Below are 17,893 nucleotides of genomic sequence, written 5' to 3'. Positions count from 1 at the left end.
ATGCTTCAGGTTAAAGATCGCACGCGCTGGGATCAGGCCTTGGCCAACGCGTCCTGCAGCACCGACATCACCGCATCGCGCGGCACATCCGATGTGACAAAGGCCTGACCGATCCCGCGCGCCAGAATAAAGCGTAACTGACCGTCGATCACCTTCTTATCCTGCGCCATCAGATCAACCAAAGCGTCGGCACCCGGAAGCTCGCCGGGAATGTCGGCCAGATCGGTTTTCATCCCCATCGCTTTCAGATGCGCCCGCACGCGGCTTGGATCTTCCTGAGAACACAGACCCAAACGGGACGATAGCTCGAACGCCAGCGCACAGCCGATGGCGACACCCTCGCCGTGCAGCAGGCGGTCGGAATAGCCCGTCGCGGCCTCCAGCGCGTGACAGAAGGTATGGCCGAGGTTCAGCAGGGCGCGGTCGCCCTGCTCGGTCTCATCCCGCGCGACAATGTCGGCCTTCATCTGAACCGACCGGGTGACAGCCCGCACCCGTGCGGCCATATCACCGGATGAAACGTCGGGGCCGTTGGCCTCTAGCCATTCAAAGAACTCCGCGTCGCCCAGCAGACCGTATTTGACTACTTCGCCGTAACCGGACAAGAAATCCCGCTGCGCCATGGTGCCCAGTACCGAGGTATCGGCCAGCACCAGCGAGGGCTGATGAAACGCGCCAATCAGGTTCTTGCCTTGCGGTGCGTTGATCCCGGTTTTGCCGCCCACCGAACTGTCGACCTGCGCCAGCAGCGAGGTCGGGATTTGCACAAACCGCACCCCGCGCCGCAGCACGGAAGCGGCAAAGCCAGCCAGATCGCCGATCACGCCACCGCCCAAGGCAACGACCACATCGCGCCGTTCGACCTTTTCGGCCAACAGCCATTCCACCGCACGTTCGAAATGCGGCCAGCTTTTGGTCGCCTCACCTGCCGGAAGGGCCAGCGCCGACATCTCGATCCCGGCAGCGGCCAGACCGTCACGCAGCGCGTCCAGATGCAGTGCCGCTACGTTTTCATCGGTCAGAACCGCAACCTTCGGACGGTGCAGCAACGGGGCAATCCGCGCACCGGATTGCGCCAGCAGATCGGGGCCAATCTCGACATCATACGAGCGTTCGCCCAGCTCCACATGTACGGTTTGATGCATTTACTTCCGTTCCAAAACATCCGGGCGGGCCAACAGGGCCTCGACCACGCGGTCCACCATATTGTCGATCGAGGTCTCACCATCCGACTCGGCAATCAGATCAGCCTCGGCATAGACCGGCACGCGATCCTCGTACAGGGCCTTGAGCGTCGCATACGGGTCGGAAGTGCGCAGCAGCGGGCGGGTATCCTTATGGCGCACCCGGTTCCACAGCACGTTCAGATCGGCCCGCAACCAGACCGAGGCCCCCCGCTCGCTTATCATCACGCGGTTGCCCTCTGCCATGAACGCGCCGCCGCCGGTGGACAGGATGCCGCGTTCCTCATCCAGCAGACGGCCAATAACCTGCGTTTCCTTCTGGCGAAAAAACGGCTCACCATCCCGTTCGAAGATCTCGGGGATGGTCATGTTGGCCGCCGATTCGATCTCGGCATCGCTGTCGAGAAACGGAACACCCAGCCGCGCGGCCAGGGCACGGCCCACAGCCGTCTTCCCTGCCCCCATCATGCCGACAAGAACCACGGTTTTGTGCAGATCATATCGTGATCCCGTATCCGCCGGATGCGTGTTATGCTTAATTTCGCTCATTTCACCGTGAATGACGTGATCTTGGAAAAAATGCCAGTTATAACTTGGCCAAAATCAAAAATTGAGGCAGCGTGGCGCCATGGGTCGTCTGATCAAGTTCCTGATTTACTTAATTTGCCTGAGTTTCATCGGGCTGGTGGCCTATGCCTATATCGGCCCCTATTTCGGGGCGGATTTCTCGGCCCCGCAAACTGAAATCCGTGAACCGGTCACTCTGGATGTCGACTAAGCACATTGCGGTGGCATTGCTTCTGGCCGGGGCCGCGCAGGCGCAAGAGCCGCTGTCGGCTATCGAATGGCTGACCGAGCCGCCGGAAAACCTGCCCGGAACCGTCCTGCTGGAGCCGCCTGTCACCCAGAACGGGGTGCAGCCTCAGGTCGAGGTCACACCGCTTGAGGCGCTGTCGCAGCCGCTGGGTCTGGTGTCATCCACTGTCACCGGCTTGCCGGTTGATCTATGGCAGGGCAGCGACCCGGAACGTCTGTCCGAACTGATCGCGCGGGTGCCAGTCAAACATAACCCGGCCATGCAGCGGTTGCTGTTCACCCTGCTGCTGTCCGAAGCCCGCGCGCCCGCAGGTTCCGGCGCCGAAGAGGTTTTGCTACTGGCGCGCCTTGATCGGCTGATGCAATTGGGGGCTGCTGATCCGGCGCAATCGCTGGTGCAACTGGCTGGTCCCACGGATTCGCAGGCTCGGTTTCAACGCTGGTTCGATGCTACTCTACTGACCGGGGACGAAGACCGCAGTTGTACTGCCCTGATCGCGCAACCTCATCTGTCGCGTGATTATGCGGCACAGATTTTCTGCAAGGCCCGGCGGGGCGATTGGCCTTCGGCTGCGCTGACGCTGGAGGCCGCGCATGCGCTGAAAATCCTGCCGCAGGATGAGTTGGACGTGCTGGACCGTTTCCTGAGCCCCGAACTTTACGAAGACGCAGCGTATCTGCCGCAGCCCGAAGACCCAACGCCGCTCAGCTTCCGCCTGTTCGAAGCGATCGGGGAACGATTGCCATCTGCCCCGCTGCCCCGCGCCTTTGCCAATGCAGACCTGCGCGATGTGGCCGGGTGGAAAGCCCAGATCGAGGCCGCCGAGCGTCTGACGCGTATCGGGGCCCTGACGCCCAACCAGTTGCTCGGGCTTTATACCGAGCGGGACCCAGCTGCATCCGGCGCGGTTTGGGATCGGGTCGCGGCCATCCAGCAGTTCGAAAGCGCGTTGGTTAGCGGCAATGCCGAAGCGATCGGAAAGACCCTGCCCCGCGCATGGGATCAGATGCGCAGTGTCGGGCTCGAGGTGCCATTTGCCGAGCTGTTCGCCGACCGGCTGGCCGACGTGACCCTGCCCGTTCCGGCCACGGACAACCTGCGCTGGCGTATTCTGATGTTGTCCGAGCAATACGAGCGGGCAGCGCTGACAACACCGGACAAATCAACCGAGGCTCAGTTCCTCGTGGCCCTTGCGCAAGGGGACCCCGGTCGCGCCGTATCGCCCTCGCCGCTGGCTGATGCGGTGGCGCAGGGGTTCGAATGGGCCGCGCCTGTTCCATCGGATATCGACGCCCTGCTGGAACAGGGCCAGTTGGGAGAGGCCATTCTGGAGGCCATGCAACTGTTCACCCATGGTGCACGCGGCAATCTGGTCGATCTGACAGCGGCCATTGCGGCCTTTCGGCGCGTGGGACTGGAAGACACCGCCAGACGCGCGGCGCTGAACCATCTGATCCTGCAGGGGTGACGGTCATGGGTGGACCAGCCTCGCAAGAATTGTGGATCTCGACCTTTTTGCAGGCGCAAGCGGCCGAGTTGGGGGCCGCTACCAACACTCTGCTGGCCTATGGGCGAGACCTGAAGGATTTCGCGTCGTGGCTGGAACATCGCAACATCACCTTCGAACAGGCTGATCGCGACCAGATTGAAGGGTATCTCATCGATTGCGATGCACAGGGGTTGTCGAAATCCACTCGGGCGCGGCGGCTTTCGGCGATCAAGCAATTGTATCGGTTCGCATTCGAGGAAGGCTGGCGCGAGGTCAATCCCGCCATTCAGATCAAAGGCCCCGGACGAACCAAGAAACTGCCCAAAACGCTGGACGTGCCCGAGGTCGACCGGCTGCTGGAAGCCGCCCGCAATACCGGGCGCACCGAAGCCGACCGCGTGCGCAATTCCTGTTTGATGGAGTTGCTCTATGCCACCGGCATGCGCGTGACCGAGCTGGTCTCGCTGCCTGTGTCATCGGCGCGGGGTGATCCGCGCATGTTGCTGGTGCTGGGCAAAGGCGGCAAGGAACGCATGGTGCCGTTGTCGCCCCCGGCCCGCGAGGCGCTTTCGGAATGGCTGAGAATGCGGGACGAAGCCGAAGACAAGACGGTCGAAAAAGGCGGGCAGCGATCCAGGTTCCTGTTCCCGTCACGTGGTAAATCCGGCCATCTGACGCGGCACCGGTTCTTCCTGCTGGTCAAGGAACTGGCGGTTCAGGGCGGTGTATCGCCCGAAAAGGTCACGCCCCACACTCTGCGCCACGCCTTTGCCACCCATCTGCTGGCCAACGGGGCCGATCTGCGCTCGATCCAGACGCTGCTGGGCCATGCCGATGTTGCCACGACCGAGATCTACACCCATGTTCTGGACGAAAGACTTGCGGAACTGGTGTTAGAGCATCACCCGCTGGCGAAAGACCCCGGCGACAAGGGCTAAACCCTTGATCCATAGGGGCAGCATCCCCATAACGGATGCAGAAACACGAACAACCAAGGACCGATGGAACCCACATCCTCTCTGATCGACGGCGCATTCTGGTTAACCTCAGGCGCTATCCTGCTTTTGCTTTTCCTGTCTGGCTTTTTCTCCGGCTCTGAAACGGCACTTACAGCGTCATCGCGCGGTAAGTTGCGCGCGCAGGCTGACAAGGGCTCGCGCGGGGCCAAGAAGGCGCTGGAAATCACCGACGATAATGAGCGTCTGATCGGATCGGTCCTGCTGGGCAACAACCTTGTGAACATTCTGGCGGCTTCGCTGGCCACGGCCCTGTTCACGCGCCTGTTTGGGGAAAGCGGCGTGGCGCTGGCGACGCTGGTCATGACCCTGCTGGTTCTGATCTTCGCTGAGGTCTTGCCGAAAACCTACGCCATCACAAACTCGGAAAAAGCGGCCGCAGCCGTTGCCCCGATCATCAGCGTGGTGGTCACGGTGTTTTCCCCCATCGTGGCTGCGGTTCGGCTTTTGGTGCGGGCTGTTCTGCGCCTGTTCGGGGTGCAGATCGACCCCGACAGCAACATCCTTGCCGTGCGCGAGGAAATCGCTGGTGCTTTGCAACTGGGTCACTCCGAAGGTGTCGTCGAAAAGGAAGACCGCGACCGCATTCTGGGCGCGCTGGATCTGGGCGACCGGGTGGTGGAAGAAATCATGCTCCACCGTTCGAACATCGAGATGATCGATGCAGATGCAGCACCCGAGGCGATCCTGAAGCAATGTCTGGAAAGCCCCCATACCCGCCTGCCCGTCTTTCGGGATGAGCCCGAGAATATCGTCGGGGTGGTCCACGCCAAGGACCTGTTCCGCGCCATGTACGCGCAGGTCGGCGGGGCCGAAGGTGACACGGACCGTCTGAAAGCGTTCGACATCTCAAGGGTCGCCAATGACCCGTATTTCGTGCCGGAAACGACCACTCTGGACGACCAGATGCGAGAGTTCCTGCGCATGCACAGCCATTTTGCGCTGGTTGTGGACGAATACGGCTCGCTGCGTGGTCTGATCACGCTTGAGGATATTCTGGAAGAGATCGTCGGCGAGATTGCCGATGAGTTCGACCTTGAAGAAGAGGTTCCGGTCACCCGAACCGATGATGGCCAGTATCTGGTCGAAGGGGCGATGACGATCCGCGACGTGAACCGCGCGTTGGATTGGTCCCTGCCGGACGAAGAGGCCAACACACTGGCCGGGCTTGTCATTCACGAGGCGCAGATGATCCCGGTTGTGGGTCAGGTCTTCTCGTTCCACGGCTTCCGGTTCGAGGTCACGGCCCGTGAGGGCAACCGGGTAACGGGCCTGAAAATCCGCCCGCTGTAACCAGCCGAAAGAAAAACCGGCGCCCGATCACAGGGCGCCGGTTCTGTTTAAGGGGTTATGCAAACCAGGTCCGGCTTGCGACATAACCGTCCATCAGGTCGCCATTGGCATGCGCGGCCCAGCCGGTCACCTTGTCCGAATAGCCGTCGATGAACTGGTTGAACATCGGGTTGATCAGACCGCCTTCTTCCCAAACGATCCGGGCCATCTGACCGTAGATTTCTTTGCGCTTGGTCTCATCCAGTTCGGCACGGGCTTTCAGCAGCAGCGCGTCGAATTCTTCGTTCTTGAAACGGGTGTCGTTCCAGTCGGCAGTCGACAGGTAGCCAACCGACCACATCTGATCCTGCACAGGACGCCCGCCCCAATACGAGGCACAGAACGGCTTGTTGTTCCACACTTCCGACCAGTAACCATCTGCAGGCTCACGCTGGATTTCCAGCGGAATACCGGCCTCTTGCGCCGACAGCTGGAACAGCTGCGCCGCATCGATCGCACCGGCAAAGGCACCGTCCGAGACATGCAGTACGATGGGAGAGCCATCATGGCCCGACGCCTTGTAATTCTCGGCAGCCTTGGCCAAATCGAACTGGCGTTGCTCCATCGTGCCGTCGAACAGCGGATAGGCTTCGTTGATCGGAATGTCATTGCCAACCGAGCCGTAGCCACGCAGCACCTTGTCGACCAGCTCCTCGCGGTTGATCGCGTATTTCAGCGCCAGACGCAGGTCTTTGTTGTCGAACGGCGCGGTGTCGCAATGCATGACAAAGATGTAATGCCCTCGGCCCGAGGTTGCGTTGATGGTCACACCCGGCGCGCGACCGAACAGTTTCGCGGTGCGCGGCGGCACGATGTTGATCGCGTGGACCTGACCGGCCTGCAACGCGGCCGAGCGGGCGGTGTCGTCGTTCAGAACCAGAATCTCGTGGCTGTCGAAATGGCCGACACTGTCGTCCCAATGGTTCGCGAATTTCTCGAACGCGTAGCGAATACCGGGCTCATCCGCGACCACCTTGTAGGCACCGGTCGAGATCCCCTCGGCCGGGTTGTCCATGCCACCGCCCGGCTGCATGATCAGGTGATAGTCGGACATCAGGTAAGGAAGGTCCGCGTTGGGCGTGGTCAGGCTGATCACGACGTTATCGCCATCGACGCGAATATCCTCGATCCCGCGCATGATCCCCAGTGCGCCGGACTGCGACTCTTCGTTTGAATGGCGCGCAAGGGTCAGTTGCACGTCTTCGGGTGTCAGGGTCTTGCCGTTGTGGAACTCGACCCCTTTGCGAATGCGGAAGGTCCAGTCTTTGGCGTCTTCAGACGCCTCCCAGCTTTCAGCGATGCTGGGCTCAAGCCCACCATCAGCCGAGACAACGGTCAACGTGTTGCCAAAGGCCCGCAGCGCCTTGGCGGTCACATGCGAAGCCGACAGCGTCGGGTCCAGCGTGTTGGTGCTTTCGCCCCCCTTCAGGCCCAACACGAAGTGGCCGCCCTTCTTGGGGGTATCCGCCAGACCGGCCTCGGCCCAGATCAGGTTAGCCGCAGCGGCGCTCAGGCCCAGTGCGCCTGCTTTTGCCATGAATTCACGGCGGCTCAGCGACAGCGGTTTGAGGTCAAACTTGCTCATCTCATTTTCCTTGTTGAGTGTTTCAGGAGGGATCCAGTCGGCGCGGCAGTTAGCTTGATTCTGTAACAGCCTTGTGACCGCTTTTGTCTGTCTTTGACCGGAATTGAGGATTTCGTCCAGCGACAATTCTTGTCGCATTTGGCGTTGCATCTGCGCGCGCGCAGATCACAGTGGAAACCAAGCAAATCGGAGGCGTTCATGAAACTTCAAACCCGTGTGGCGGTGATAGGCGGCGGCGTTGTCGGGTGTTCCGTGCTGTATCACCTGACCAAGCTTGGATGGTCGGATGTGATGTTGCTGGAACGCTCGGAACTGACCAGCGGTTCGACCTGGCACGCGGCGGGCGGGTTTCATACGCTGAACGGCGACACCAACATGGCGGCGCTGCAAGGCTATACGATCCGGTTGTATAAAGAGTTGGAAGAGATCACCGGCATGTCCTGCGGGCTGCACCATGTTGGCGGTGTGACGCTGGCCGACAATCAGGACCGCTTTGACATGCTGCTGGCCGAACGGGCCAAGCACCGCTTCATGGGGCTAGAGACCGAGATTGTCGGCCCGGACGAGATCAAGAAGATCGCCCCGATCACCAACACCGACGGCATCATCGGTGCGCTTTACGATCCGCTGGACGGGCATCTGGACCCCTCGGGCACGACCCACGCCTATGCCAAAGCGGCGCGGATGGGCGGAGCCACGATCGAGACCCATTGCATGGTGCGCGAAACCAACCAGCGCGCGGACGGCACATGGGACGTGGTCACCGACAAGGGCACGATCCATGCCGAGCATGTGGTCAACGCAGGCGGCCTTTGGGCGCGTGAGGTTGGCGCGATGGCAGGCGTCTATTTCCCGCTGCACCCGATGGAGCATCAGTATCTGGTGACCGACTCGATCCCTCAGATCGAGGCAATCATCGACGCGGGCAGCGAGCATCCGCATGTGATGGACCCCGCCGGCGAAAGCTATCTGCGGCAGGAAGGTCGGGGCCTTTGCATCGGGTTCTACGAACAGCCCTGCAAGCCGTGGGCCGTGGACGGAACGCCATGGGAGTTCGGGCACGAGCTGTTGCCGGATGACTATGACAAAATCGCCGACAGTATCGAGTTCGCCTATAAACGCTTCCCCGTTCTGGCCGAGGCCGGTGTGAAATCTGTGATCCACGGGCCGTTTACCTTTGCGCCGGACGGGAACCCTCTGGTCGGGCCGGTGCCGGGGATGCGCAACTATTGGTCGGCCTGCGGTGTCATGGCCGGGTTCTCTCAGGGCGGCGGCGTTGGTCTGACGCTGGCGCAATGGATGATCGAGGGCGAGCCCGAACGTGACGTCTTTGCCATGGATGTGGCCCGGTTCGGCGATTGGATCAGCCCCGGCTATACCCGCCCGAAGGTGATCGAGAACTATCAAAAACGCTTCAGCGTCGCCTACCCGAACGAGGAACTGCCCGCCGCCCGCCCCAACCGCATGACCCCGATGTATGACATCTTCAGCGATCTGGGCGCGGTCTGGGGGCAGCAATACGGGCTTGAGGTGCCGAATTACTTCGCGCAAGGGGATGAACCGGGCTACGAAACGCCGTCCTTCCGACGTTCAGACGCGTTCGACGCAACGGGTCGCGAGGTGCGTGCGGTGCGCGACGGTATCGGCATCAACGAGGTCCACAATTTCGGCAAATACCGCGTCACCGGCCCCAACGCGCGCGCGTGGCTGTACCGGATCATGGCCGGACGCATTCCGCAGCCGGGGCGCGTGTCTTTGACGCCAATGTTGTCGCCCAAGGGCAAGCTGATCGGTGATTTCACCGTTTCCTGCCTGCGCGAGACCGAATTCCGCCTGACGGCCTCATATGGCAGTCAGGCTTATCACATGCGCTGGTTCCAACAAAAATTGGCCGAGGGCGTGACCGTTGAAAATTTCAGCGACCGTCTGAACGGCTTCCAGATTGCAGGGCCGAAGGCCACCGAAGTACTGGCGGCCTGCACACGTCAGGATGTGACAAACCTGAGGTTCCTCGACGTTTGCCCGATGACCATCGGCATGACCGACTGCATCGTCCAGCGGGTCAGTTATACCGGCGATCTGGGGTATGAGATCTACTGTGATCCGATGGCCCAAAGGCAGCTCTGGTGGACCTTGTGGCAAGCCGGGCAGCCGCATGGAATGGTGCCTTTTGGTATGCGTGCCATGATGTCCCTTCGGCTGGACAAGTTCTTTGGCTCATGGATGCGAGAGTTCTCGCCCGATTACACCGCCGCCGAAACGGGGCTGGACCGCTTTATCTCATTTTCCAAGAACGCGGACTTCATCGGCCGCGCCGCTGCCGAGGCAGAGCGTGCCAATGGCACCGCCCGCAAGCTGGTCGCTTTTGAGGTCGACGCCGAAGATGCCGATGTGAATGCTTACGAGCCGATCTGGCTGGACGGGTCCGTCGTCGGTTTCTGCACCTCGGGTGGGTTTTCGCATTATGCGCAGAAGTCCGTCGCCATGGGCTTTCTCCCAACAGAACGTGTAAGCGACGGGCTGGTGGTCGAAATCGAAATCCTGGGCCAGATGCGCAAGGCCCGCGTGATCTCGACCCCATTGTTTGACGCGGATGGTGCCCGGATGAGGGGATGACTTGGCGCCGCCCGGACGGCATGGTGGCGGAATGACGAGGATTCCCATCATCCTGCTGGCCGCCGGGCAATCGTCGCGGATGGGCGGTGCGGACAAGCTGTTGCAACAGGTGGACGGTGTTCCGCTGCTCAGGCGATCCGCCCAAACTGCGCTGGCCGCCGGGCCTGTGACGGTCGCCCTGCCCCAAAGGCCTCATCCCCGGTATCAGGCGCTGGACGGTCTTGATGTTCGTCGGGTGCCGATTCCGGACGCTGCGGAAGGAATGAATGCCAGCTTGCGCGGTGCGTTGGCGCATATAGGCCCGGACGCAACGGCCGTCATGGTGATGCTGGCCGATTTGCCCGACCTGACATCGAACGATCTGGCGGAGGTTCTGGCAGCACACAACAACAACCCCGACTTTCTGATCTGGCGCGGTGCCACGCAAAGCGGCAAGCCGGGTCATCCCGTGGTGTTCGACCAAAGCCTGTTTGCGGCGCTGGCCCAATTGACCGGAGACGAAGGCGCGCAATCCGTCGTGCGCACAAACAAGGATCGGGTCTTCACAGTTGCCTTGCCGGGGTCACATGCATTGCTGGATCTGGACACGCCCGAGGACTGGGCCGCATGGCACCAAAACCAGCCCCCAAAATGATCACGGCCCGGTCGTTGAAGACCGGGCCGCGTACCCAAACAGGACTACCACTTTTCTTCGATCTCAAAAGCGCGACCAATCTCGCCAATCAGGCTGACTGGGTTTTCCGCCGCTAAACCTAAACAAGACCCCCTCGTTAACATGCCGCTAGCGCTACTTAAGACCGAGATCACCGTTGGCACCCCCTAGTGCCTTCGGTTCCCCCTCACTTGGGCAGGTTCATATTCCCCGATCCGATCCGTCGAAACAACGTAAAATTGGACAAAACTGCCCAGTTCAGACGCAAACGGATGGCTTTTAAGCAACATTCTGCTTTCGCTTACACAACTTCCAAGTGTGCTTAGATTTTAAGGAATTCACAAATACGGCCGTTATGCACATGCGTAATGCGCTATCTGATAACAATCTCGTGTTATTAACCCGGTCGGCTCACAGTTTTTGGAACCGGTCCACAACTAAAGGAAGATCACTCTCTTTTTGATATTTCAGGCTACCCGATTGTCCACGAGGGAAACGAAATTCAACACTTTTGAGTGTTTGACACACGTTTCGGCAACAATCCTCCGATTCGCACAAGCAGTTCCCGCGAATCTCTGACCCACATCGCGGCACACCGAACAGGCGGTTTGTGGCAAAATTAAGATTTCTTAACCCTCTCGCCACGTAACCCAAAGACTGGCGTTCTATCTGCCTGTTCAACGCGCGACAGCAATCGCGCGATATGAACAGGAGACACAAATGAGCATCCGTAAATCCTCGCTTCTTTTGCCGCGAAATTCCAGTTGGATCGGCGTCAGCGCACTGGGCGCTGCATTGCTGGCGACAACCGCCCTGCCCTCGATGGCGGACGAGGCACTGGCCGATCTGGTCGAAACCGTATCCCCGTCGGTGGTGACCATCATCGCCGAACAGGACATCGCCACAAGTCCGGCGCAAGGTCAGGAGTTTGACTTCGAAACCCATCCCTTTGGTGAGTTCTTCAAACGCTTTGGTGGCCCCGAAGGATTCCAAATGCCACAACGCGGCCCGGCACAGGGTCTGGGATCGGGGTTTGTTCTGGATGAGGCCGGGTTTATCGTGACCAACCACCACGTGGTCGACAACGCCTCATCGGTCACCGTGCGCCTGAACGATGACCGCACGTTTGACGCCGAAGTGATCGGCACCGACCCGCTGACCGATATCGCCGTTCTGAAGATTGACGCAGGTGAGACTCTGCAAGCGGTTGAGATGGGCGATAGTGACGTCATCCGTGTTGGCGAGGATGTCGTGGCCATCGGCAATCCGTTCGGCCTGAGTTCGACCGTCACCACTGGGATCGTCTCGGCCAAGGGCCGCAACATCTCGCAAGGTCCATATGCCGAATTCATCCAGACCGATGCGGCGATCAACAAAGGCAACTCGGGCGGTCCGCTGTTCAACATGGAAGGCGAAGTGGTCGGCGTGAATTCGGCCATCTATTCGCCCAGCGGCGGCTCGGTCGGCCTTGGCTTTGCGGTGACATCGAACATCGTGGAACATATCGCAGCCGATCTGCGCGATGACGGTCAGGTCAGCCGTGGTTGGCTGGGCGTGTCGATCCAGAATGTCAGTCCGGAACTGGCAGCGGCGCTTGGTATCGACAGCTTGACCGGTGCTTTGGTTTCGGACGTCGTGGCCGGTAGCCCGGCGGACGGTGTTCTGCAACAGGGCGACGTGATCCTGAGTTTCAATGACGAGACCGTGGATAACAGCAGCGACCTGCCCCTTCTGGTTGGCACCACCAAAGTTGGCACCGACAGCACCCTGACCGTGCTGCGCGACGGCACCCAACAGGACCTGCAATTGACGATTGGCCAGCACCAGTCTGCCCAGGCCCAAGTGGACGGCCCCGTTGATGCGGAAGCCACTGGTACCCAACTGGGTGTCACCGTTGCGCCGCTGACCGAGGCCGCCCGCGCCGAGATGGGTGTGGCCGAAGGCGTTGACGGCGTGGTTGTGACGGACCTGAAACCTGACAGCCCTGCCGCCAAGGCCGGTCTGCAGCGCGGTGATGTCATCGTCAAACTGGGTGGCCAGGACACGCTGACGCCGGATGCACTGAAAGCTGCGCTGGACAGCGAAAAGACCGACCCGGCGCTGGTGCTGATCAATCGCAGCGGCAACCAGATCTTTGTCGCGGTTGAAATCGCCTGACCGAAGACCCGCGCGCGTCACATGATGGGGATATATGACGTGCGCTTCCTGGCGGAATTGATTTGTCCGCAATCCGCCGGGCTTGCCGGGTGCGCGAGGCCGCACCCGGCTCGATCCCTCAGATACGAACCATTCTCAAACCATGTGCTTTATCTGAAAATTGTGTTTAAATCCCGATAGAAAGGAACCCCGATCATGAGCCGACGCCTGCTGATCGTCGAAGATGACGAAGACACACGGGACTTCATCGCTAAAGGTTTCAGCGAGGAAGGCTATGTGGTCGAGGTTGCCGCCGATGGCCGCGAAGGGCTGTATCATGCCACGGATGGCGGCTTTGACGCCATTGTTCTGGATCGGATGCTGCCGGGCTTGGACGGGTTGTCCCTGATCAAATCCATGCGCGCTGCAGGGTTGAAAACCCCCGTTCTGATGCTGACCGCCATGAGCGCGGTGGATGAGCGCGTGAAAGGTCTGCGCTCGGGCGCGGATGATTATCTGGTCAAGCCGTTTTCCTTTCAGGAACTGCACGCAAGGATCGAAGCGCTTTTGCGTCGCCCGCAGGAATCCGAGGAAACGCCTACCCTGACCTGCAAGGATCTTGAGATGGATCTGCTGACCCGCAAAGTCACGCGCGACGGGCATGAGATCACGCTGACCCCGCGCGAGTTCCAGATCCTCGAATTCTTCCTGCGCCGCAAAAATCGCGTCGTATCGCGCACCATGCTGCTGGAAGGCGTTTGGGATTATCACTTCGACCCGAACACCAATGTCGTGGACGTCCATATCTCAAAACTCCGCCGCCAGTTGGACGAAGGCGGCGACGCGCCGCTGATTGAAACGGTCCGGGGTGCGGGTTACATGATGTCTGATGGATAACCTGCGGCTTTCCCTGAACAATTCTCGCACACGGCTGGTTCTGGCCAGCATGGTTCTCAGCACGCTTTTGACGGCGACGGTGCTGGCGCTGGTCTATGTTACCGCCAATCGCAGTATTGAATCCGAAACCCGCTCGGTCGTGTCAGCAGAACTCACGGGGTTGGCTGATGAATATGAACGCCGGGGCCTGATCGGGCTGATCACAGCCATCGAACGCCGCCTTCCCAGCGCCTCGGAACGCGATGCGCTGTATCTTCTGACGGATCGGTTCGGCAACAAGCTGGTCGGAAACCTCAAGCAATGGCCCGAACATATCACGGCAGGCAGTGGCTGGGTTGAACTGGAACTGCGCCGCGCCGATGACGATCAACTCGTCCCCGTCTCGGCCGCGTCGATCCGCCTGCCCGGCAGGGAGCGCCTAATCGTCGGCCGCGACGCCGTCGCGCGGCAACAATTCGACCGGGTTCTGCTGCGATCCGTAGCGCTGGCCCTTGGCATCGCATTGGCGCTGAGCGTGCTGACCGGCTGGTTGTTCACCCGGCTGGTTTTTTCCCGCCTGTCCGACATCGCCAGCACTGCCGAGAACATCGTCTCGGGCGATCTGTCCCGCAGGATGCCGTTGCGCGGCACTGGCGATGAGTTCGATCAGGTGGCCGGAACACTGAACAACATGCTGGATCGGATCGAAGAACTGATCAGCAACCTGCGCACCACGTCCAACTCGATAGCCCATGACCTGCGCTCGCCCCTGTCGCGCCTGAAACAACGGGTCGAGGCGCTTTCAGATCCCGACAAAAGCGACTTGGATCGTGAGGTTGATATTGCCCGCGCCACCGGAGAGATCGACCACGTTTTGCGGGTTTTGGGGCAGTTGACGGAAATCTCACGCGCCGAGGCCGGGCTGGGCCGTGAACAGTTCGAACAGGTGGATTTGCAGCAACTCGCCCGCGACGTTGTTGAACTCTACGAACCTGTCGCCGCTGATCAGAACATCCGGCTAAAGGTTCAGGGACAGGCCGCCCCGATACAGGGCCACCGGCCCCTTCTGTCTCAGGCGCTGTCGAACCTGCTGGAAAACGCTATGCGCTATGCGCCCGAAAACACCGCCATCACAATCTCGATCGGTGAGGATGGTGACACGGCCCACCTGAGTGTGCGTGATCAGGGACCGGGCGTCCCGCCAGAGGACCTGCATCGCCTGCAACTGCCATTTGTGACGCTTGACCCTGCCCGTACGGAACGCAATGCGGGGTTGGGGTTGGCGCTGGTCGCGGCGATCTCACACATGCATGGCGGTCAGTTCGCGGCCCGGAATTGCGAACCGGGCCTTGAAACCACCCTGAATCTGGCGCGCCGGGTTTAGTCAGGCGCGCCGTCGATGGCCATGTTCTTGTTTTTGTAGCGCTTATCCTCGGTCACATCCGCGCCGAACCAAGCGGGCGGCGCAAAACTGTGCGCCTCGTCTTCTGACGAGAACTCAACCTCGACAAGTTGCAGCGGCGCCAAATTGCCTTGGAAGATATCCAGCTCGAACACCCGCCCATCTGGCAACGCGCCGGTGAACCGTTCTTTTTCGACCCGCCGCCCTTCGGTCTCAGGCCAGAAGGTTTCGAATTGATCGGCCGAGATTTCGGCCTCACGCTCAACCCGAACCAGCCCTCCGCCGCCCTTGAGGGTCAGGAAGTACCGGTCATTCTTCTGCCGCAACCGCAATTCGGTCGAATCGTCAGGGGCCGTCAGATAGCCCTGCCGCACGACCGCCTTCTGCGTGCCGCTCAGGTCCGGCAGACTGTTGACCAGAAATTTGCGCTCGATTTCCTTGCTCATTTGGTCGCAACCACCCCGTTTTCCAATTCCTCATACAGCGCCTTGTAGGCCGCCCCTGCCACGCCGCGCGGGGCGTAGGTGACCACCGGCGCGCGATATTGGCCCATCTTTTCGATATCCGAGGCAAAAGGAATGCAACTTTGCATGAACCGCTTCCGATAAGCCTTGCGCATCGTCTCCATCGTCTGCTGATGCAGGGTTTTGCGTTGCTGGACCATCGAAAAAAATGCCTTCAGCTTTTTCTTCGGCAGTTTGTGTTCGTCAAAGAACCCCACCAACTGATCGAACGTACGCTCCGACAGGGTGGTTGGGATGACCGGCACGACAATCTCATCGGCGGCCTTAAAGATATTCTCGGACAGGGTCGAAAAATTCGGCGGGCAATCGAGGATGATGACGTCATAGTCACTGCCCGCCGCCATCAGAGCCTTTTTCAGGCGCGAGCGCTTGTTCCGCATCCGAGACAGAAACACGTCAAAATCGCGGAAGGTCAGGTTTGCGGGAAGAATATCCAGACCGTCGAAATCGCTGGCCCGGATGGCGTTGGTAAAGCGCTTCACATCCTCAAAAAACCGCGCATCCGTGAGCTTTTTCGAAGGCTTGACCCGAAAGTAAAACCCCGAGGCGCCTTGTGGATCAAGATCGCACAGCAGCACCAGCTTGCCCGCCGCGGCATAGGCATGGGCCAGATTGACCGAGGTTGCGGTTTTCCCGACACCGCCTTTGTTGCTGTAACAGGCAATGATCTTCATTCCTCACTCCTTGGGCTGGTGAAACAGGCTGCGGAACAGATGCCGTGTTTCGGGGGCATCGAATTGCTGGAAATTGGCGATCACCCGGTCACGCTCGGCCCGCTGACGTTGATCCAGTACGGCGATCAGCCCGCCAACAGCCAAACCGACCTGAGCATCCACACGGCCTTGGGCGTTTGATTGCTGAGACGTAAAAGCCAGCAGAGCCTCTTGCTGGACCGAGAAATCGTTGAACAGTCCAAGGTTATCCTGAAGCTTTTTCAGGGGCTTGAGGATCGATTTGAAATCCTTTGCGTCGAACAGGGGCGCAAAGAACTCCATCAGGTATCGGAGTTTCTTGCAGTCGATCCGAAGGCCATGCACTGATTCATCCGGAGTTTCGGGCGTGATGCTGCGCGCGATCTTGCAGACCTTGCGATAGCGTTTCCAGATCAGCGCGCAGGCATAATCATACGCCCCGCGCTGCGCATTCGGTCCCGGTTTTACGTTATCTGTCCCGTCAAACAGCGCCCTGAGGTCAGACATCTGGCTTTGGTAAGTCTTGCTGCGCAATCGGCGCGTGATGCGCGACAGTTCTTGGGCGCGTTCCTTCTGGAATTGCGCAAACATGGCGTCCAGACCAGCATGAAGCGTGCTTGGCACCAGGTTGAAATACATATCCTTTTCCAGAAGATAGACGTCCAGATCCCGCATCCGCCCTGTCGGCGCCATCAGCTCCGAGAAGGTCTTTTTGAATTCGGCGGTCTGCGCCTCAGAAAACACCCCTTTGAACAGGCTGATGACCGAGCGAATTCGACGCAGCGACACGCGGTAGTCATGCAGAAACTCGGTATCAATATCCGCGATCAGGCCACTTTCATTTTGCTGCGCAACCTTTAGATAAGTCTTGATAATATCAGCCGCGACTTGAATCGAGGGTTCGTCGGTCCCCAATGCGATCTCGGGCTTGGCACGATAACGCGCGTCGGTCGCCGATACCGCATCCGCCAGTGATTCAATGTCCGGGCTTGCCCCAACCATTGCACGGACCGCAGCGCAGGCTTTGTCAAAGGCTTTGTCGTATCCACGCAATCGCCGAAGGCGCAGGATTGTCGCCCGACCATGTTCCGTAGACAACGACACCACACTGCCGCGCACTTGCGTCTTTTGCAGATCGTCCAGCAGGGCCACGTCGCTTTCCTGCCTTTCTCCCGTGGCGATTTCCATCAAGGCGCGTAGTTTGGGAAAGCCGCTCAAAGCCTCACGCACAGGACCTGTTGGCAGATCCTGCACAAACCGGCCCCGGCCCTTGCCTTTTTGGATCCGGCGCGCACCGTCCTTCTGCAACAGGTGCAACGCCCCTTCCGTTTCCAACAATATCCGACCAGAGGCGCGGATCGACTGATCATGGCAATCCAGCAGAATAAACGGCTTACCAGCGTTCGACCTGGTGACTCTCACCGACATATCAGTCAGGGCCGACGCAAACGCAGCCTGATCAAACGCGCCAAGAACAAAGAAAAGCGCCTCGGACTCAGAATTCATGAACTGCTCTTTCGTTCTGCTTCAAGGTCGTCATTGACCAGAATCTCCGTGACCTTCTGAATGCCG

General features: G+C 59.9%; 15 protein-coding genes. 9 read left to right on the top strand and 6 right to left on the bottom strand.

What is annotated here, in order from left to right:
* Positions 1-32: 32 nt before the first annotated feature.
* Together aroB and ACR0KJ_RS02830 are read right to left on the bottom strand one after the other, a co-directional pair.
* Positions 33-1,145: a 3-dehydroquinate synthase gene (gene aroB, locus ACR0KJ_RS02835; protein ID WP_170621699.1), complete on the bottom strand. Its 1,113-nt coding sequence runs from the start codon at positions 1,143-1,145 to the stop codon at positions 33-35.
* Positions 1,146-1,733: a shikimate kinase gene (locus ACR0KJ_RS02830; protein ID WP_170451209.1), complete on the bottom strand. Its 588-nt coding sequence runs from the start codon at positions 1,731-1,733 to the stop codon at positions 1,146-1,148.
* Positions 1,734-1,812: 79 nt separating this feature from the next.
* Here ACR0KJ_RS02830 and ACR0KJ_RS02825 point away from each other — a divergent pair, with 79 nt between their 5' ends.
* From ACR0KJ_RS02825 to ACR0KJ_RS02810, 4 genes are all read left to right on the top strand, one after another.
* Entirely contained in the window at positions 1,813-1,962 is a 150-nt protein-coding gene (locus tag ACR0KJ_RS02825) for a hypothetical protein (protein WP_170451211.1), read from the top strand.
* The gene (locus tag ACR0KJ_RS02820; RefSeq protein WP_480625931.1) at positions 1,952-3,469 is read left to right on the top strand and encodes a hypothetical protein; all 1,518 of its coding nucleotides are present in this window, start codon (positions 1,952-1,954) and stop codon (positions 3,467-3,469) included. The genes ACR0KJ_RS02825 and ACR0KJ_RS02820 overlap by 11 nt, the downstream gene beginning before the upstream one ends.
* A gap of 5 nt (positions 3,470-3,474) precedes the next feature.
* The gene (locus tag ACR0KJ_RS02815) at positions 3,475-4,428 is read left to right on the top strand and encodes a site-specific tyrosine recombinase XerD (RefSeq protein ID WP_170451215.1); all 954 of its coding nucleotides are present in this window, start codon (positions 3,475-3,477) and stop codon (positions 4,426-4,428) included.
* Between the two features lie 63 nt (positions 4,429-4,491).
* On the top strand, positions 4,492-5,799 hold the full coding sequence (locus ACR0KJ_RS02810; protein WP_170451217.1) for an HlyC/CorC family transporter: 1,308 nt from the start codon (positions 4,492-4,494) through the stop codon (positions 5,797-5,799).
* Between the two features lie 55 nt (positions 5,800-5,854).
* Here the strand turns inward: ACR0KJ_RS02810 and ACR0KJ_RS02805 are convergent, their stop codons facing one another.
* Positions 5,855-7,423 (bottom strand): ABC transporter substrate-binding protein, encoded by a 1,569-nt coding sequence (locus ACR0KJ_RS02805; protein WP_480625930.1) that lies wholly within the window; start codon positions 7,421-7,423, stop codon positions 5,855-5,857.
* A 198-nt stretch (positions 7,424-7,621) separates the two neighbouring features.
* On the opposite strand from ACR0KJ_RS02805, the gene ACR0KJ_RS02800 reads away from it, so the two are divergent.
* From ACR0KJ_RS02800 to ACR0KJ_RS02780, 5 genes are all read left to right on the top strand, one after another.
* A complete protein-coding gene (locus ACR0KJ_RS02800; RefSeq protein ID WP_480625929.1) occupies positions 7,622-10,039 on the top strand; it encodes a GcvT family protein in 2,418 nt (805 codons plus the stop codon).
* 31 nt (positions 10,040-10,070) lie between these two features.
* Entirely contained in the window at positions 10,071-10,673 is a 603-nt protein-coding gene (locus ACR0KJ_RS02795; protein WP_170518150.1) for a nucleotidyltransferase family protein, read from the top strand.
* Positions 10,674-11,411: 738 nt separating this feature from the next.
* Positions 11,412-12,848, top strand: a complete 1,437-nt coding sequence (locus ACR0KJ_RS02790; RefSeq protein ID WP_480625928.1) for a Do family serine endopeptidase — start codon at positions 11,412-11,414, stop codon at positions 12,846-12,848.
* Between the two features lie 195 nt (positions 12,849-13,043).
* Positions 13,044-13,724: a response regulator transcription factor gene (locus tag ACR0KJ_RS02785; RefSeq protein WP_170451226.1), complete on the top strand. Its 681-nt coding sequence runs from the start codon at positions 13,044-13,046 to the stop codon at positions 13,722-13,724.
* On the top strand, positions 13,717-15,087 hold the full coding sequence (locus ACR0KJ_RS02780) for an ATP-binding protein (RefSeq protein WP_480625927.1): 1,371 nt from the start codon (positions 13,717-13,719) through the stop codon (positions 15,085-15,087). The genes ACR0KJ_RS02785 and ACR0KJ_RS02780 overlap by 8 nt, the downstream gene beginning before the upstream one ends.
* Here ACR0KJ_RS02780 and ACR0KJ_RS02775 read toward each other — a convergent pair.
* The 3 genes from ACR0KJ_RS02775 to ACR0KJ_RS02765 are packed head-to-tail and all read right to left on the bottom strand — an operon-like array spanning position 15,084 to position 17,827.
* Positions 15,084-15,551, bottom strand: a complete 468-nt coding sequence (locus ACR0KJ_RS02775; protein ID WP_170451230.1) for a CYTH domain-containing protein — start codon at positions 15,549-15,551, stop codon at positions 15,084-15,086. The two genes, ACR0KJ_RS02780 and ACR0KJ_RS02775, sit on opposite strands and share 4 nt — an antisense overlap.
* The gene (locus tag ACR0KJ_RS02770; protein WP_170451232.1) at positions 15,548-16,303 is read right to left on the bottom strand and encodes an AAA family ATPase; all 756 of its coding nucleotides are present in this window, start codon (positions 16,301-16,303) and stop codon (positions 15,548-15,550) included. The genes ACR0KJ_RS02775 and ACR0KJ_RS02770 overlap by 4 nt, the downstream gene beginning before the upstream one ends.
* A 3-nt stretch (positions 16,304-16,306) precedes the next feature.
* Positions 16,307-17,827 carry a CHAD domain-containing protein gene (locus ACR0KJ_RS02765; protein ID WP_480625926.1) on the bottom strand — a complete coding sequence of 507 codons (1,521 nt, stop codon included), beginning with the start codon at positions 17,825-17,827 and terminating at the stop codon, positions 16,307-16,309.
* Between the last annotated feature and the right edge of the window lie 66 nt (positions 17,828-17,893).

Source organism: Ruegeria sp. AD6 (genome assembly GCF_056542325.1).
Note: the sequence above shows the minus strand (reverse complement) of the source record. Positions and strands in the feature narration are given on the sequence as shown.

Excerpts from the sequence above, each read along its gene's own strand:
- ACR0KJ_RS02795 (WP_170518150.1), top strand. The coding sequence starts at position 10,071 with ATGACGAGGATTCCCATCATCCTGCTGGCCGCCGGGCAATCGTCGCGG.
- ACR0KJ_RS02780 (WP_480625927.1), top strand. The coding sequence starts at position 13,717 with ATGGATAACCTGCGGCTTTCCCTGAACAATTCTCGCACACGGCTGGTT.
- ACR0KJ_RS02830 (WP_170451209.1), bottom strand. The coding sequence starts at position 1,733 with ATGAGCGAAATTAAGCATAACACGCATCCGGCGGATACGGGATCACGA.
- ACR0KJ_RS02820 (WP_480625931.1), top strand. The coding sequence starts at position 1,952 with ATGTCGACTAAGCACATTGCGGTGGCATTGCTTCTGGCCGGGGCCGCG.
- ACR0KJ_RS02825 (WP_170451211.1), top strand. The coding sequence starts at position 1,813 with ATGGGTCGTCTGATCAAGTTCCTGATTTACTTAATTTGCCTGAGTTTC.
- aroB (WP_170621699.1), bottom strand. The coding sequence starts at position 1,145 with ATGCATCAAACCGTACATGTGGAGCTGGGCGAACGCTCGTATGATGTC.
- ACR0KJ_RS02805 (WP_480625930.1), bottom strand. The coding sequence starts at position 7,423 with ATGAGCAAGTTTGACCTCAAACCGCTGTCGCTGAGCCGCCGTGAATTC.
- ACR0KJ_RS02785 (WP_170451226.1), top strand. The coding sequence starts at position 13,044 with ATGAGCCGACGCCTGCTGATCGTCGAAGATGACGAAGACACACGGGAC.
- ACR0KJ_RS02790 (WP_480625928.1), top strand. The coding sequence starts at position 11,412 with ATGAGCATCCGTAAATCCTCGCTTCTTTTGCCGCGAAATTCCAGTTGG.
- ACR0KJ_RS02775 (WP_170451230.1), bottom strand. The coding sequence starts at position 15,551 with ATGAGCAAGGAAATCGAGCGCAAATTTCTGGTCAACAGTCTGCCGGAC.
- ACR0KJ_RS02815 (WP_170451215.1), top strand. The coding sequence starts at position 3,475 with ATGGGTGGACCAGCCTCGCAAGAATTGTGGATCTCGACCTTTTTGCAG.
- ACR0KJ_RS02810 (WP_170451217.1), top strand. The coding sequence starts at position 4,492 with ATGGAACCCACATCCTCTCTGATCGACGGCGCATTCTGGTTAACCTCA.
- ACR0KJ_RS02765 (WP_480625926.1), bottom strand. The coding sequence starts at position 17,827 with ATGAATTCTGAGTCCGAGGCGCTTTTCTTTGTTCTTGGCGCGTTTGAT.
- ACR0KJ_RS02800 (WP_480625929.1), top strand. The coding sequence starts at position 7,622 with ATGAAACTTCAAACCCGTGTGGCGGTGATAGGCGGCGGCGTTGTCGGG.
- ACR0KJ_RS02770 (WP_170451232.1), bottom strand. The coding sequence starts at position 16,303 with ATGAAGATCATTGCCTGTTACAGCAACAAAGGCGGTGTCGGGAAAACC.